The organism is Kitasatospora sp. NPDC008050 (genome assembly GCF_042957465.1).
Lineage (GTDB): Bacteria > Actinomycetota > Actinomycetes > Streptomycetales > Streptomycetaceae > Kitasatospora.
Genome location: NZ_JBIBIJ010000041.1, coordinates 1 through 16,280, shown reverse-complemented (window position 1 = coordinate 16,280; position 16,280 = coordinate 1). Strand labels below are relative to the sequence as shown.

The 16,280-nt window shown below is 71.9% G+C and carries 9 protein-coding genes; 8 read left to right on the top strand and 1 reads right to left on the bottom strand.

Annotated features, from left to right (window positions below; genetic code table 11):
* Window positions 1-71 precede the first annotated feature (71 nt).
* Both ACFZB9_RS36495 and ACFZB9_RS36490 read left to right on the top strand, forming a co-directional pair.
* The gene (locus ACFZB9_RS36495; RefSeq protein ID WP_391454422.1) at window positions 72-4,199 is read left to right on the top strand and encodes an amino acid adenylation domain-containing protein; all 4,128 of its coding nucleotides are present in this window, start codon (window positions 72-74) and stop codon (window positions 4,197-4,199) included.
* A complete protein-coding gene (locus ACFZB9_RS36490) occupies window positions 4,189-5,484 on the top strand; it encodes an MFS transporter (protein WP_391454420.1) in 1,296 nt (431 codons plus the stop codon). Before ACFZB9_RS36495 ends, ACFZB9_RS36490 begins: the two co-directional genes overlap by 11 nt.
* A gap of 170 nt (window positions 5,485-5,654) precedes the next feature.
* Here ACFZB9_RS36490 and ACFZB9_RS36485 read toward each other — a convergent pair whose 3' ends face one another.
* Window positions 5,655-5,933, bottom strand: coding sequence for a DUF5988 family protein (locus ACFZB9_RS36485; RefSeq protein ID WP_391454418.1), 279 nt, complete (start codon window positions 5,931-5,933; stop codon window positions 5,655-5,657).
* A 172-nt stretch (window positions 5,934-6,105) separates the two neighbouring features.
* On the opposite strand from ACFZB9_RS36485, the gene ACFZB9_RS36480 reads away from it, so the two are divergent.
* The 6 genes from ACFZB9_RS36480 to ACFZB9_RS36455 all read left to right on the top strand — a co-directional run.
* Window positions 6,106-6,867, top strand: coding sequence for a thioesterase II family protein (locus ACFZB9_RS36480; protein ID WP_391454416.1), 762 nt, complete (start codon window positions 6,106-6,108; stop codon window positions 6,865-6,867).
* Between the two features lie 184 nt (window positions 6,868-7,051).
* Window positions 7,052-8,308 carry a cytochrome P450 gene (locus ACFZB9_RS36475; protein WP_391454415.1) on the top strand — a complete coding sequence of 419 codons (1,257 nt, stop codon included), beginning with the start codon at window positions 7,052-7,054 and terminating at the stop codon, window positions 8,306-8,308.
* An 81-nt stretch (window positions 8,309-8,389) separates the two neighbouring features.
* A complete protein-coding gene (gene ccrA / locus ACFZB9_RS36470) occupies window positions 8,390-9,751 on the top strand; it encodes a crotonyl-CoA carboxylase/reductase (RefSeq protein ID WP_391454414.1) in 1,362 nt (453 codons plus the stop codon).
* A gap of 22 nt (window positions 9,752-9,773) precedes the next feature.
* Window positions 9,774-10,670: a 3-hydroxybutyryl-CoA dehydrogenase gene (locus tag ACFZB9_RS36465; RefSeq protein ID WP_391454412.1), complete on the top strand. Its 897-nt coding sequence runs from the start codon at window positions 9,774-9,776 to the stop codon at window positions 10,668-10,670.
* Window positions 10,671-11,073: 403 nt separating this feature from the next.
* Window positions 11,074-11,568: an NlmOI gene (locus ACFZB9_RS36460; protein WP_391454411.1), complete on the top strand. Its 495-nt coding sequence runs from the start codon at window positions 11,074-11,076 to the stop codon at window positions 11,566-11,568.
* Window positions 11,569-11,711: 143 nt separating this feature from the next.
* The coding region (locus ACFZB9_RS36455) for a beta-ketoacyl synthase N-terminal-like domain-containing protein (RefSeq protein WP_391454409.1) at window positions 11,712-16,280 on the top strand (4,569 nt) is incomplete at its 3' end.

The window sequence follows — 16,280 nt, the reverse complement described above, 5'->3', positions numbered from 1 at the left end:
AGCTGCGGTTGCGCATGCTGTTCGAGGCGCCGACGGTGGCGGGGTTGGCCACGGCGTTGGCGGGTGAGGGGGTGAGTGAGCGGCCCGCGCTGCGGCCGGTGGTGCGGCCCGAGTGGTTGCCGGTCTCCTTCGCCCAGCGGCGGTTGTGGTTCCTGAACCGTCTCGAACCGGACAGTGGTGCCTACAACATGCCGTTGGTGCTGCGGTTGACCGGCGAGTTGGACACCGCCGCGCTGACTGCCGCGCTGAACGACGTGGTGCGGCGGCACGAGAGCCTGCGCACGGTCTTCCCCGAGCGTGACGGTGAGCCCGAGCAGGTCGTCCGCCCGGCGGACGAGGCGCGCATCGAGCTGCCCGTCATCGACCTCCGCAGCAGCGGTACGCCCGGCGTCGCGCTGGACGGAGCGCTGGAGGAGGCTCTGGAGGAGGCGCTGGCCGCGGAGACGACCCGTCCGTTCGACGTGACGGCGCAGGCCCCGCTGCGGGCCCAGGTGTTCCGGACCGCCGACGACGAGCACGTGCTGCTCCTGGTGGCCCACCACATCGTCTCCGACGGCTGGTCGACCGCACCGCTGGTGCGCGACCTCACCGCCGCCTACACGGCCCGCCGCGCGGGCACCGCCCCGCAGTGGGACGAACTCCCCGTGCAGTACGCGGACTACACGCTGTGGCAGCGCGAGCTGCTCGGCGACGAAGCGGACCCGGACAGTCTGACGACTCGTCAACTCGACTACTGGCGAAAGGAACTCGACGCCCTGCCGGACGAGCTGCCGTTGCCGGCGGACCGCCCGCGCCCGGCGTACCCGAGCGGCGAGGGCGGCACGGTTCCGCTGCGGATCGAGGCCGACCTGCACGCGCGCATCGTCGAACTGGCCCGCCGGACGCACACCACCGTCTTCATGGTGCTGCAGGCCGCGATGGCCGGCTGGCTGAGCGCGCTGGGCGGTGGCGAGGACGTCCCGATCGGCACCCCGGTGGCCGGCCGCACCGACGAGGCGGTCCACGACCTGGTCGGGTTCTTCGTCAACACGCTGGTGCTGCGCACCGATGTGTCGGGCGACCCGACGTTCCGGGAGCTGCTCGGGCGGGTGCGGGAGACCGACCTGACGGCCTTCACGCACCAGGACCTCCCGTTCGAACGGCTGGTGGAGGTGCTGAACCCGCCGCGTGTCATGGCACGGCACCCGCTCTTCCAGGTGATGCTCGCGCTGCAGAACACCGCGTCGGCGCGGATCGAGCTCGACGGCCTGACGGCCCGGCCGGTCCCGGTGACCGGCGCGGCGGCGAAGTTCGACCTGTCACTGACCCTCGCCGAGCGCTTCGACGACGGGGGCCGGACCCTCGGTGTCGACGGTGAACTCGACTACTCGGCGGACCTGTTCGACCACGCGTCGGTGGAGTTCCTGGCGGACGCGTTCGTGCGGTTCCTGGATTCGGTGGTGGCCGGGCCGGATCGGCGCCTCGGTGGCGTCGAGCTGCTGTCGGCGCCGGCCCGTGCCGAGCTGCTCCGGCAGGGTGCCGGTGCGGCGGTGGCGGTGCCGGAGGGGGCGTCGCTGGGCTCGCTGTTCCTGGCCCGGGCGGCCGCCGAGCCGGCGGCGGTTGCCGTGGTCGGTGCGGGTGTTGAGCTGTCCTTCGGTGAACTGGCCGACCGGGCCCGCGCGTTGGCGGGCCGACTGGCGGAGCGTGGGGTGCGCCCCGGTTCGCTGGTGGCCCTGCTGGTGCCGCGTTCGGCCGACTGGGTGCTCGCCCAGATCGCGGTCACGCTGACCGGCGCGGCCTGGCTGCCGCTGGATCCGGGCCTGCCCGCGGGCCGGATCGCCGCGGTGCTGGACGAGGCGGCCGTGGATCTGCTGGTCGCGGTGGACGCGACGGCGGACCTGGTCCCGCCGGGCCTGGCCCACCTCCTGCTGGGGCCTGCCCTGGACGAGGACGCGGTGGCCGGCCCGTCGCCGAGCGCGGCGGCGCCGGTGTCGGGCGAGCAGGCGGCGTACGTCATCTACACCTCCGGCTCGACCGGTCGCCCCAAGGGCGTCGTGGCCCGCCAGCGCGGCGTGGTCAACCACATGCTCTGGATGGCCGACCGGTTCCCCGTCGGCGCGGGTGACCGCGTGCTGGCCCGTACCTCCCCGGGCTTCGACGCCGCGGTCTGGGAGATCTGGCTGCCCCTGCTCACCGGCGCGGCCGTGGCCGTGGTCGACGAGGCGAGCGCCAAGGATCCGGCCCTGCTGCTGCGCGAGTTGACCGCCTTGCGGGTGACCGTGGCGCAGTTCGTCCCCACCCTGCTCGCCGCGCTCCTGGCGGCGCCGCAGGCCCGGGCGGTGTCGGGGCTGCGGCAGGTCTTCGTCGGCGGCGAGGCCTTCCCCGCGGGCCTCGCCGATCAGGTGCGCCAGGTCTGGGACGTCGAACCGGTCAACCTCTACGGGCCGACCGAGACCACCATTCAGATCACCGCCGGCCGGCCCACCGTCGGCGAGCCCATCGCCGGCCGGCCCACCGGCTCGTCCGGCGGCCTGGTCCCGATCGGCCGCCCGGTCCGGAACGCCGGCCTGTACGTCCTGGACGCCGGCCTGCGCCTGGTGCCCCCGGGCGTGGTGGGCGAGTTGTACGTGGCGGGCGAGAGCCTGGCCCGCGGTTACCTCGCCCGCCCCGCCCTGACGGCCGAACGGTTCGTGGCCTGCCCCTTCGGTACCGGCGAGCTGATGTACCGCACCGGTGACCTGGTGCGCTGGGGTGCGGACGGGCAACTGCTCTTCGTCGGCCGGGCCGACGAGCAGCTGAAGGTGCGCGGGTTCCGGATCGAACCGGGCGAGATCGAGAGCGTGCTGACCGAGCACCCCGGCATCAGCCGCGCCGCCGTGGTGCTGCGCGAGTTCGCGGCCGGGGATCAGCGCCTGGTGGCCTACGTCGTCCCGGCCGCCGGTGCCGGGTTCGACCCGGCGCAGCTGCGGACCCACGCGGCGGCGGTGCTGCCCGGCTACATGCTGCCCTCGGCGTTCGTGCCGCTCGACGCGCTCCCGCTGACCCGCAACGGCAAGCTCGACACCCGGGCCCTGCCCACCCCGGGCATCGAGCGGACGGCCCCGGCCAGGGTGCCGGCCGATCCGCAGGAGATCGTGCTCTGCGCCCTCTTCGCCGAGGTGCTCGGCGTGCCGGAGGTCGGCCCGGACGACGACTTCTTCGCCCTCGGCGGCCACTCCCTGCTGGCCGTCCGGCTGATGAGCGCCGTCCGGGAGACCTTCGGTGCCCGGCTCGACCTGCGGGTGCTCTTCGAGGCGCCGACCCCGGCGGGACTCGGCGCCCGGCTCGGCGAGCGGTCGGAGGGTGAGCGGTCGGAGGGTGAGCGCTCGGAGGGTGAGCGGTCGGGCGGCGATCCGCTCGACGTGCTGCTGCCGCTGCGCGCCCGCGGCACCGCGGCACCGCTGTTCTGCGTGCACCCGGTGATGGGCCTCAGCTGGGGCTACGCGGCTCTGCTGCCCCGGCTGGACCCGCAGCGACCGCTGTACGGGCTCCAGGCGAGCGGCATCCGCCACCCGGACGACCGCCCGGTGTCCATCAGGGCGATGGCGCGGGACTACGTCGCGCGGATCCGCGAGGTGCAGCCCGCCGGGCCGTACCACCTGCTCGGCTGGTCGCTGGGCGGCACCATCGCCCATGCCATGGCCGAACTGCTCCAGCGGGACGGCGAGCAGGTGGCGTTCCTGGCGCTGCTCGACTCCTTCCCGGCCACCGTCGCGCAGGATCCGGGGGACCCGCGGGCCGGCGTCGACCCGGCGGTTCTCGACGCGCAGGCGGAGGAGGAGGTGCTCGGCGCGCTGCTGCCGGGCGCGGGACCCGCCGTGCGCGAGCTGGTGGAACAGGGCGCCGACCGGCAGCGGATCCTGGCCCTGCTGCGTGAGGAGAACGCGCGGCGGCTGCAGGTGGAGGAGCAGGCGGTGGCCGCGTTGCTGGACACGGCGGTGCACAGCAGCCGCCTGGTGCTGGACCACGTGCCCGGCACGGTGGACGGCGACCTCGTCTTCGTCACGGCGGCCGGGAGCCGCCCCGCCGACGCGCCGACCGCGCGCGATGCCTGGCGGGCGCACCTGACCGGCGAGATCCACGAGTACCGCGTCGACTGCCGGCACGCCGAGCTGCTCGGCCCGCAGGGCCTGGCGGAGCTCGGCCGGATGCTCACCGAGAGGCTCGGCCATGACGCGTGACCTGACGGACCGTGGTGTGGGGCGGCTGCTGGCCGACCGGAACGTGCGCTGGTTCCTGCTGGGACAGCTCGTCTCGGTGCTCGGGGACACGATGCTCTGGCTGGTGGCCGGCATCTGGGTCAAGGAGCTGACCGGGAGCAACTCGGCGGCCGCGCTCACCTTCTTCCTGGTGATCGTCGGCACCCTCTTCGCCCCGGTCGGCGGCATGGTCGCCGACCGCTTCCGCAGGCGGCGGCTGCTCCTGGTGCTCAACCTGGCGACCGCCGCCGTGCTGCCGGTGCTGCTGCTGGTCCACAGCAGCGGCCAGGTCTGGCTGGTCTACCTGGTGATGCTGTTCTACGGCCTGTCCAACAGCTTCCTCGATCCGGCGCAGGCCGGCCTGCTGCGGGTGCTGGTCCCCGAGGAGCAGGTGGGCGAGATCAACGGCCTGCTGCAGACCGCCAAGCAGGCGCTGCGGCTGGTCTCCCCGCTGGCCGGGGCCGGACTCTTCGCCGCGCTGGGCGCCCATGCCGTGGTGCTGGTGGACACCGGTAGCTTCCTGGTCGCGGTGGCCGCCCTGCTGGCGGTGCGACTGGAGGAGGACGCGCCGTCGTCCGGCGACAGCGGGTGGCGCACCGACATCACCGAGGGCATCCGGCATCTGGCGAGGACCGTCGTGCTGCGGCAGCTCACCATCGGCTGCGCGCTGACCATGGTGGGGATGGGTCTGGCCGAGACGGTCGGGCTCGCCGTGGTCGGTGACGGGCTGGGCCGACCGCCGTCCTTCCTCGGTGTGCTGCTGGTCGGCCAGGGGGTCGGAGCGGTGCTGGCCGGGCTGACCGCGGCCCGGATCGCCCGGCGGATCGGGGACGGCCTGCTGGTGGCCGCGGGCATGGCGTCCTTCGGGCTCGGCGCGCTGCTGCAGACCGTGCCGTCGGTGGCCGTGGTGGCGACCGGGATGGTGCTGTGCGGGGCCAGCATGCCGTGGATCGCCATCGGGCTGACCACGATCGGTTTCCGCCACACGCCGCCGGAGCTGATCGGCCGGGTCTATGCCGGGTTCACCGTCATCATGACGGTGCCGCAGGTGATGGCGATGGCCGTTGGCGCCGCACTGATCGCCGCGGTGGACTTCCGGGTGGTGCTGGTGGCGATGGCGGTCACGGTGGCCGCGGCGGCCGGGTACCTCTTCACCCGCCCGGAGCAGCGGTGGGCGAAGGCGGACACCGAAGCGGTGCGGGAAGCCGTGCCGGACGCGGTGCCGGAAGCCGTGCGGGAGGCCCTGCGGGAAACGGATCCGGTGTGACGGAAGATCGCGTGTAGGCAGAGCGCGGTGGTGCGCCAGGAGTTGATGCTCCGTTCAGGCTGCACCCGTCCACCTGCGCGACAGCGGCCCGCGGCGCATCCTCCGGGCAGCGGGCCGCTGATTTCCGCCTGGAAGGCTCAGCTCGACCGTGCCGGACCGGCCGGGGAACGCTACTCGGCGACGTAGGTGCGCCCGGTCCAGACGTAGACCCGGCAGGGCCGGCCCCCGTGCAGCTCGCTCTCGGCGGTGGGCTCGTAGTGGTCGTAATAGTTCCCCTGGAAAATCTTCACCTTCTCCGTCGGTTCCTCGACATACCGGTATTCCGGCTGGGCCGACATATCCCTGGGCCCGCCGCGCAGCAGTGCATTGGACCTCTCGGTGGACGTCAAAGCCGTTCCTCCTCGATACAGAACACCTGCCTGACCGGTCGCGTCAGGGTTGCCGAGCATAACCGCGACCCGCAGGGTGGTGAACCCCTATGGCAGTCCCCCCTAGGAATTCGACCGGGTGAGGGGTTGTGGGTTGTCGGATCGGGCGGAAATGCTGGTGAACGACCTTGTATGCGGCCGATCGGGGCCGCCGAGTGGACAGGGTCTGCAGCAGAGAGGAACCGAGACGGGCATGACCGAGACAGCTGACCACGATCTGTGGCTGCGGCGTTTTCACCCGGCCGAGCCGAGCAAGGTGCGGTTGGTCTGCTTCCCGCACGCGGGGGGATCGGCGAGCTTCTACTTTCCCGTCTCGGCCGCGCTCTCGCCGGGCTTCGACGTGCTGGCGGTGCAGTACCCGGGCCGGCAGGACCGGCGGCTGGAGCCCTGCGTCGACGACATCCCCGCCCTGGCCGACCAGATCTTCCGGGCCACGGACAGCTGGGCCGACGGGCCGCTCGCCCTGTTCGGGCACAGCATGGGCGCGGTGCTCGCCTTCGAGGTCGCCCGGCGGATCGAGCGCGAGTTCGGCGTGACGCCGGTGCGCCTGTTCGCCTCGGGGAGGCGGGCGCCGTCGTGCACCCGTGACGAGAAGGTGCACCTCAGGGACGATGACGGCATCGTCCGGGAGCTGCAGCAGCTGAGCGGGACCGACGCCCGGGTCCTCGGGGACGAGGAACTGCTGCGCATGGTGCTGCCGGCGCTCCGCAGCGACTACCGGGCGATCGAGACCTACCGCTGCGACGACGGCGCCGCCGTGGCCTGCCCCGTCACCGTGCTGACCGGTGACGCCGACCCCAGGACCTCGATGGACGAGGCCCGGGCCTGGCGGGAGCACACCTCGGGGGAGTTCGACCTGGAGGTCTTCCCCGGCGGTCACTTCTTCCTCGCGGCGCAGCAGGCGGCCGTCCTGAAGGTGATCCGTGAGCGGCTCTCCCAGGTAACGGTCTCCTAGGGCCTGTCCCGCCGATGGGCCTGTCCGGCCGAAGAGCCCAGCCGGCTCCCGGTTTTCCGGACGGTTGTTTCGGCTAGGGGAGCGGGATGTATTTCAGAGGTGTTCGTAGGGGTGTTCGTAGGGGTGGGCGCGTGGATAGCCTGCCGACGCCATGGGCTCATGCAGTGAAAGGTGAATCGGGTAAATGACCGACGTGGAAATCAACTCTGAAATGGACTTCCCGATTATTCGGACGTGTCCTTTCCAGCCGCCGACCGAGTACGCGGAGATCCGCGCGAAGCGGTCTCCGGTGCGCGCCAAGCTGTACAACGGCAACCTGATCTGGGTGATCACCGATTACGAGGACGCGCGTGCCGTCCTGCTGGACAACAAGAACTTCAGCTCGGACATCACCAACCCGGCCTACCCCCTCTACACCGCGATCATGGAGGGGACGCGGAGCTTCCCGACGCTGCCGACCATGGACGCGCCGCAGCACACCGCCTTCCGCAAGATGCTGATCAGCGAGTTCTCGGTGCGTCGCGCCAACGAGCTGCGTCCCGCGATCCAGAAGCACGCCGACGCGCTGATCGACGCCATGCTGGAGGGCGAGCGTCCCGCGGACCTGGGCGCGGCCTTCGCGACCCCGCTGATCGAGCGGGTGACCTGCGAGCTGCTCGGCATGTCGAGCGCGGACATGCAGGCCTCGGCGGCCCAGACGGTCGGCGCGATGATGCAGCAGCAGATGGCGGCCGCGCAGGAGAGCGGTGTCGCTCCGGACCCGATCGCCATGGCGACGGCGGCGGTCGGCTTCCAGTTCGTCGCGATGCACCAGTACTTCGCCCAGGTCGTGGCCGAGAAGGCGGAGAAGCCGGGCGACGACATGATCAGCCGCCTGGTCGCCAAGTTCGTCGAGCCCGGTGAACTCACCCAGGAGCAGCTCGCCAACCTGGCGTTCGTGGTCTTCGTCGCCGGGGTGGCCCCCACGACGTCGATGATCAACATCGGCACGGCAACCCTGCTGGACAACCCCGAGCAGCTCGCGATCCTGCGCAGCGGCCCGGACGCGGTCCCCGGCGCCGTCGAGGAACTCCTGCGCTACCTCAGCGTCCTCGACCTGCTGCCCCGGGTGGCGGCGGCCGACGTCGAGATCGGCGGCACGCTGATCCGCAAGGGTGAGGGCATCATCGTCCCCAACGCGGCGGCCAACCGTGACGAGAGGGTCTTCACCGACCCGGAGGTGCTGGACGTCAGTCGCCCGTCCGCGCGGCAGCACCTCGCCTTCGGCCACGGCGTCCACCAGTGCCTCGGCATGAACGTCGCCCGGGTGCAGCTGGAGATCGCCTTCGAGACCCTGTTCCGCCGGATCCCCGACCTGCGCCTGGCCGTCCCGATGGACGAGCTTCGCCCGGCCATGCCGTCGCCGCTGCCGGAGCTCAGCCAGCTGCTTGTGACCTGGTAACCCCAGGCTCAACGGACAGATGCCGTCGTGCCGGGCGACCCGACCCACGGGTTGCCCGGCACGCGGCCGGAAAGGGTAGTGATGAGTTCCTTGGTTGAAGCGGTTCTCGCGGGGGCGTCGCCCAGCGAGCTGGAGCGCGCCGAGCTGCCGCAGGAGTTCACCGCGGCGCACCTGCGCGTCGAGGACGTGGACATGTTCCGCAACGTCGCCGACAAGGACGTGCGGAAGTCGCTGCGCGTCGGACCGGTCGCGATGCCCGAGCTGGCCCCCGACGAGGTGGTCGTCGCGGTGATGGCCAGCGCCCTGAACTACAACACGGTGTGGTCGGCGATGTTCGAACCGCTGCCGACCTTTCAGTTCCTCAAGCAGTACGCCCGGCAGGGCGGGTGGGCGGCCCGGCACGACCTGCCCTACCAGGTGGTCGGCTCGGACGGGTCCGGCGTGATCGTGCGGGTCGGCTCCGGGGTCAGGCGCTGGCGCGTGGGCGACCACGTGGTGCTGAACCCGGTGCACGTGGACGACCAGGAGCCGGCCGTGCACGCGGACGGCATGCTCGGGACGGAGATGCGGGCCTGGGGATTCGAGACGAACTTCGGCGGTCTCGCCGACTTCACGGTGGTGCGGGCCAGCCAGCTGCTCGCCAAGCCCGCCCATCTCACCTGGGAGGAGGCCGCGTCCAACCTGCTGTGTGCCGGTACCGCCTACCGCATGCTGGTCAGTGACCGGGGCGCCCGGATCAAGCAGGGCGACGTCGTGCTCATCTGGGGCGCGGCGGGCGGACTCGGCGGCTACGCGATCCAGTTCGTGAAGAACGCCGGCGGGATCGCGGTGGGCGTGGTCGGATCCGAGAGCAAGGCCGAGGCCGCCCGTGCGCTGGGCTGCGACCTGGTGATCAACCGCGAGGAGATCGGCCTCACCAACGGCGCCGAGCACGATCCCGCGGAGGTGATCAAGATCGGCAAGCGGCTCGGCGGGATCATCCGCAAGGAGGTCGGCGAGGACCCGCACGTCGTGTTCGAGCACGTGGGACAGGCGACCTTCGGCATCTCCGTCTTCGTGGTCCGCCGCGGCGGCGCCGTGGTGACCTGCGGCTCCAGCACCGGCTACCAGCACCAGTTCGACAACCGCTACCTGTGGATGAAGCTGAAGCGGGTGATCGGCAGCCACGCCGCCAACTACCAGGAGATGTGGGAGACCAACCGGCTGATCAGCATGGGCAAGATCATGCCGATGCTGTCCACGGTGTACCCGCTCAGCGAGGCGGCCGAGGCGACCCGCCTCGTCCAGACCAACGGTCACCTGGGAAAGGTCGGTGTGCTCTGCCTGGCCCCCGAGACCGGCCTCGGCGTGACCGACCCCGAGCTGAGGCAGCGGATCGGCGCCGACCGGATCACCCCGATGCGCCCGTTCGCGACCAACGGCGCCGGCGCACTGGTGGGTTGATCAGCACATGGATTCCACAGGCATGACCCGGCCCGGCCCGGGAACCGACGGGGGAGAAGCCGACGGCATCACCAGGGTCGGCGTGGTCGGCTGCGGCACGATGGGCGCCGGATTCGCCGAGACCTGCGCCCGCGCCGGCCTCGACGTCCTGGTGGCCGTGCCCGGCGAGGACTCGGTGACCCGTGGCAGGGCCCGGTTGCTGCGCTCCCTCGACCACGGCGTCGGCAAGGGCAAGCTGACCGGGGCCGAGCGGGACGCGGCCCTCTCGCGGGTCGGGTTCACCACCGCGCTGTCCGACCTGAGTGACCGCCAGCTGATCCTGGAGGCCGTACCCGAACGGGAGGAGGCCAAGCGGGAGGTCTTCGGCCTCCTCGGCAAGGTCGTCGAGGATCCGGCGGCGATCCTCGCCTCGACCACCTCGTCGATCCCGATCGTGAACCTCGCCCGAACCACCGATCGCGCCGCCCACGTGGTCGGCGTGCACTTCTTCAACCCGGTGACGGTCCTTCCCCTGGTCGAGCTGACCGGTTCCCTGCTCACCGCGGAGCCGGTGCTCGACCGGACCGAGGCGTTCGTCTCCGGCGTGCTCGGCAAGCGCGTCATCCGCTCGAAGGACCGGGCCGGGTTCGTGGTCAACGCCCTGCTCGTCCCCTACCTCCTCGCGGCGGTCCGGATGGTCGAGTCCGGCTTCGCCAGCGCCGAGGACATCGACGACGGTATGAAGCTGGGCTGCGCCCACCCGATGGGGCCGCTGGCCCTTGCCGATCACGTCGGCCTGGACACGCTGGCCGCGGTCGGCGAGGCGATGTACGAGGAGTTCCGCGAGCCGCTCTACGCGCCGCCGCCGCTGCTCTCCCGCATGGTGGCCGGAGGACTGTTGGGCCGCAAGACCGGACAGGGCTTCTATCACCACGGGTGACGGCGCCACGGTGTTCGCCATCAGTGACGGGCCCGCCCCGGGGCCGCGGCGGATCGTGCCCGCTCCGGCGCAGCCGCAGTGATCGGGGGACGGTTGCCCCGGCCGCGTCCCCTGCGCCCGGCCCACCCGTGACCCCGAGGACGTGCGGCCCCTCCCGGCCGTCACCGGCATGTGCCGAGCGAGCCGCGTCACCACCAGGGCTTGTCGGACAAGCCCAGAGCGCAGCCCCCTATCAGGGGCCCCCTGACCCGCGTTCGGGCTCCGCCCCAGCCCCTAACGTCACCGGCATTCCTTGCCGGTGCCCCGAGCCCGTCACTAGGTTCGTCGAAAAGTACGGGCTGATCAGGCCCGTTGGGAGAAGCCCACGGTTCTCCGTCAACCCGCCGATCTCTGGAGTCGATTGATGAGCACGCAGGAAACCGAGCCGACCGCTGCCCAGGAGTTCGCCGTGCCGGTCTCGGACCGGATGCGCGATCTGGACTTCCTGCTCGGCGAGTTCCGCGTCGAGTACACCAACCTCGTCGCCGACCCGCCGGCTACCGGCACGGCCAGCTGGACGACGCGGTCGGTCTACAACGGCCACGTCTACGAGCTGCTGCAGAGCGTTCCCGAGCACGGCATCGAGGGCCGCTGGATCTTCGGCTGGAGCGCCTCGTCCTCGTCCTTCTACGGCCTGTACCACGACAACTGGGGCAACCACTCGACCCCTTCCTCCAAGGGCTGGGACGAGGACGGAGCCATCCGCTTCGTCGGTGACTGCTTCGGCTTCGGCCAGCAGTTCGTCACCAAGGAGGAGTTCGAGGTGATCGACGAGGACCACTTCGTCAAGCGGAGCTTCGCCCAGCAGGGCGACGCCTGGGTGCCGTCGGACGTCATCCACGCCTACCGGGTCAAGTGACCCGCACGCTCCTCGGAGCGATGCACCGAACCAGAACGGGCACGACCACGGCCGGCCGTCCGACGGGCTGTTCCTGACGGGTCGGACTTCACCTCGCTGCGGGCGCGACGCCGCCGAAATCCCGGATGAGCAAAGGAAAGCACATGACGGTTGGGTCCGAAGTCCGCGCGGCAGCTGTCCAGCCCGTGACTGCCGAGCCGATCGCCGTGGTCGGCCTGGCCTGCCGGCTTCCGGGGGCGGCGAACATCCGTGCGTTCGCCGCACTGCTCACCGGCGGCGTCGACGCCATCACCGACCTGCCGGAGAACCGCCGTTCGGCGCTCCCCGGGGAGGACCCGGCGGCGGACGCCGTCTCCCGCGGAGGCTTCCTCGACGGAGTGGACCGCTTCGACGCCGCCTTCTTCGGAATCTCGCCGCGCGAGGCGGCCGCGATGGACCCGCAGCAGCGCCTGGTGCTCGAACTGGCCTGGGAGTCCTTCGAGGACGCCGGCATGGCCCCGGCTCGCTTCCGTGCCCACCAGGTCGGCGTCTTCGTCGGTGCCATCGCCGACGACTACGCCGCCCTGGTCCGCGCCAGGGGAGCGGAAGCCTTCACCCCGCACACCGCCACCGGACTCCAGCGCGGCATCATCGCCAACCGCGTCTCCTACGCGCTGGGTCTGCGCGGCCCGAGCCTGACGGTGGACTCCGGCCAGTCGTCGTCGCTGGTCGCCGTGCACCTCGCGGCCGAGAGCCTGCGTCGCGGCGAGTGCGAGGTCGCGCTCGCCGGCGGTGTGCACCTCAATCTCGCTCCCGAGGGCAACCTCGCCATCTCCAAGCTCGGCGCTCTCTCCCCCGACGGGCGTTGTTTCACGTTCGACGCCCGGGCCAACGGCTTCGTTCGCGGGGAGGGCGGCGCCGTCATCGTGCTGAAGCCGCTGTCGGCGGCACTGGCGGACGGCGACGTCGTGCACTGCCTGCTGGCCGGAAGCGCGGTCAACAACGACGGTGGCGGCGCCAACCTGACGGCCCCCGAGCAGCGCGCCCAGGAGGAGGTCCTGCGGCTCGCCTACGAGCGGGCCGGCATCGCACCGTCCGACGTCGCCTACGTCGAACTGCACGGCACCGGCACACCCCTGGGCGATCCGATCGAGGCCGCGGCCCTGGGCGCCGTGCTGGGCCGCGCCCGTCGGGCCGGTTCGCCGCTGCCGGTCGGCTCGGTCAAGACCAACATCGGGCACCTGGAGGGTGCCGCCGGCATCGCGGGCCTGGTCAAGACGGCCCTGTGCCTGCGCGAAGGCGTGCTGGTGCCGAGCCTCAACTTCGAGATCCCGAACCCGGCCATCTCGCTGGAGGAGACGAACCTGCGGGTGCAGGTGGGCCTCGAACCGATCGGCGAGACCGACACGCCGAGTTCCGCGGGCGTCAGCTCGTTCGGCATGGGCGGCACCAACTGCCATGTCGTCCTGACCCGGTGGGAGCCGAGCCGGGAGGCGGAGCAGCTCCCGGGCGGTGGCGGTGCGTCGCCGGCCCTCGATTCGTCCGCGCTGGCCTGGGTGCTGTCGGGGCGCAGTGAGGCAGCCCTGCGCGAGCAGGCCGCGCGACTGGCCGAGTCGGTCGGCGCCGGCGCGCCGAAGGGGACGGCCGACGCCGAGCCGGCGGATGTGGCCTGGTCGCTCGCTCTGTCACGTGGGATGTTCGAGCACCGGGCGGCGGTGCTGGGCGCGGACGCGGAGGAACTGCTCGACGGTGTACGGGCGGTGGCGACCGGCGGCGCCGGTGCCGGCGTGGTGCGTGGTGTGGTCGGTGGTGATTCCCGGGTGGTGTTGGTGTTTCCGGGGCAGGGGTCGCAGTGGGTGGGGATGGCGGTGGAGTTGTGGGAGTCCTCGGTGGTGTTCGGGGAGTCGATGGTGGCGTGTGAGGGTGCGTTGGCGCCGTTTGTGGAGTGGTCGTTGCGGGATGTGCTGGGTGGGGTGGCGGGTGCTCCGGGGTTGGAGCGGGTGGATGTGGTGCAGCCGGTGTTGTGGGCGGTGATGGTGTCGTTGGCGGCGTTGTGGCGTTCGGTGGGGGTGGAGCCGGCGGCGGTGGTGGGGCATTCGCAGGGTGAGATCGCGGCGGCGGTGGTGGCGGGTGGGTTGTCGTTGGAGGACGGTGCGCGGGTGGTGGCGTTGCGTTCGCAGGTGATCGCGCGGCGGTTGGCGGGGTTGGGCGGGATGGTGTCGGTGGCCGGGCCGCTGACCGTGGTCGAGGAGCTGCTGGCGGGCTTCGGGGGGCGGGTGTCGGTGGCGGCGGTGAACGGTCCGTCCTCGGTGGTGGTCTCGGGTGAGCCCCAGGCTCTGGAGGCCCTGCTGACCGACTGCGAGGGGCGGGGTGTTCGGGCGCGGCGGATCGCGGTGGATTATGCCTCGCACTCGGCGCAGGTCGAGGCGTTGGAGGGGGAGTTGTTGGAGGCGCTGGCTCCGGTGCGTCCGGTGTCGTCCTCGGTGGCGTTCTACTCCACGGTGACGGGTGAGTGGATCGACACGGCGGTGTTGGACGCGGGCTACTGGTTCCGGAACCTGCGGGAGACCGTCCGGTTCGAGCCGGTGGTGCGGGGGTTGCTGGAGTCCGGGCACGGTGTGTTCATCGAGGCCAGCCCGCACCCCGTGCTGACCGTCGGCATCCAGGAGTGCGCCGAGGAGGCCGGGCGGGATGCCGTGGCCCTCGGCTCGCTGCGGCGCGGTGAGGGCAGCCCCGAGCGCTTCCTGACCTCCGTGGCCGAGGCCCACGTCCACGGCGTGGAGGTCGACTGGGCAACGGTGCTCGGCGGCCGGAACGCACGCCGGATCGACCTCCCCACCTACGCGTTCCAGCGCCGCAGCCACTGGCTGGCACCCACCACCCGGTCCGCGGTTCCCCGGCTTCCGGTCGAGTCCGCGGCGACCGACGGCCTCGCGGAAGCCACCGAGCTGGACGCGGACGCCGATGCCGATGCCTTCGCGCTGCTGCGCCGCAGCCTGCTCGACCTGCCGCCCGCCGAGCAGCGGCGGAGGTGCCTCGACCTGGTCTGCGCCGAGGCCGCCGCGGTGCTCGGTCACCGGGGAGCGGCCGACATCCGACCCACCCTGACCTTCCGTGACCTGGGTTTCGACTCGACCATGGCGGTGGAGCTGCGCAACCGGGTCGGTGCGGTCCTCGGCCGTCGGCTCCCCAGCACGCTTCTCTTCGACCGCCCGAGCCCGACCGCGGTCGCCGATCACCTGCGCGACCTGCTGCTCGGCACGGAGGACCGTCTGCCGGCGCCGGTCGCGACAGTGGCCCAGGACGACCCGATCGCGATCGTCGCGATGGGCTGCCGCCTGCCCGGCGGTGTGACCACGCCCGAGCAGCTGTGGCGGCTGCTCGTCGAGGAGGGCGACGCGATCTCCGGATTCCCCGGCGACCGCGGATGGGACCTGGAGGATCTCGCCCGCCCGGTCGGCGAGGACGGCACGTCGATCCCGCAGGCCGGTGGATTCCTTTACGACGCAGCCGAGTTCGATGCCGCCTTCTTCGGGATCTCGCCGCGTGAGGCGGCTGCGATGGATCCGCAGCAGCGGCTGCTGCTGGAGGCCTCGTGGGAGGCGATCGAGCGGGCCGGTGTCGACCCGGCCTCGCTGCGCGGTGACCAGGTCGGCGTGTTCGTCGGCGCCATGGCACAGGAGTACGGCCCGCGGCTGTACCAGCGCTCGGAGGAGGCACAGGGGTACCTCCTCACGGGCAGCGCGACCAGTGTCCTCTCCGGGCGGTTGTCGTATGCGCTGGGGTTGGAGGGGCCGGCGGTGACGGTGGACACGGCGTGTTCGTCGTCGCTGGTGGCGCTGCACCTGGCGGCGCAGTCGCTGCGGGCGGGTGAGTGTTCGCTGGCGTTGGCGGCGGGTGTGACGGTGATGTCGTCGCCGGGGATCTTCGTGGAGTTCAGTCGGCAGAACGGGCTGGCGCCGGACGGTCGGTGCAAGGCGTTCGCCGCGGGGGCGGACGGTACCGGGTGGGCCGAGGGCGTCGGCGTGGTGGTGCTGGAGCGGCTGTCGGACGCGCGGCGCAACGGCCATGAGGTGCTGGCGGTGGTTCGTGGCAGTGCGGTGAACCAGGACGGTGCGTCGAACGGTCTGACGGCGCCGAACGGTCCCTCGCAGCAGCGGGTGATCCGTCAGGCGCTGGCCAACGCGGGGCTGTCGGCCGCCGAGGTGGACGTGGTGGAGGCGCACGGCACGGGCACGACGCTCGGTGACCCGATCGAGGCGCAGGCGCTGCTGGCGACGTACGGCCAGGACCGTTCTGCCGAGCGCCCGTTGTGGCTGGGATCGTTGAAGTCGAACGTCGGTCACACGCAGGCGGCCGCGGGTGTCGCCGGTGTGATCAAGATGGTGCTGGCGCTGCGGGCGGGGCTGCTGCCCAGGACGCTGCACGTGGACGAGCCCTCGCCGTTCGTCGACTGGTCGGCGGGTGCGGTGGAGCTGCTGACGCGGGCCCAGGAGTGGCCCGCCGGTGACGAGCCCCGGCGTGCGGGTGTGTCCTCCTTCGGGGTCAGCGGAACCAATGCCCACCTGATCCTCGAAGAGGCTCCGGCGCACGCCGGAACGGATCCCGCTGCTGCGCCCGATGCCGATGACGCGGCCCTGGCGCTGGGTGGTGGGTTGGTGCCGTTGGTGGTGTCGGGTCGTTCGGAGGGGGCGTTGCGGGAGCAGGCGCGGCGGTTGGGCGCGGTGTTGACG

Excerpts from the sequence above, each read along its gene's own strand:
- ACFZB9_RS36490 (WP_391454420.1), top strand. The coding sequence starts at position 4,189 with ATGACGCGTGACCTGACGGACCGTGGTGTGGGGCGGCTGCTGGCCGAC.
- ACFZB9_RS36485 (WP_391454418.1), bottom strand. The coding sequence starts at position 5,933 with ATGCTCGGCAACCCTGACGCGACCGGTCAGGCAGGTGTTCTGTATCGA.
- ACFZB9_RS36480 (WP_391454416.1), top strand. The coding sequence starts at position 6,106 with ATGACCGAGACAGCTGACCACGATCTGTGGCTGCGGCGTTTTCACCCG.
- ACFZB9_RS36475 (WP_391454415.1), top strand. The coding sequence starts at position 7,052 with ATGACCGACGTGGAAATCAACTCTGAAATGGACTTCCCGATTATTCGG.
- ccrA (WP_391454414.1), top strand. The coding sequence starts at position 8,390 with ATGAGTTCCTTGGTTGAAGCGGTTCTCGCGGGGGCGTCGCCCAGCGAG.
- ACFZB9_RS36465 (WP_391454412.1), top strand. The coding sequence starts at position 9,774 with ATGACCCGGCCCGGCCCGGGAACCGACGGGGGAGAAGCCGACGGCATC.
- ACFZB9_RS36460 (WP_391454411.1), top strand. The coding sequence starts at position 11,074 with ATGAGCACGCAGGAAACCGAGCCGACCGCTGCCCAGGAGTTCGCCGTG.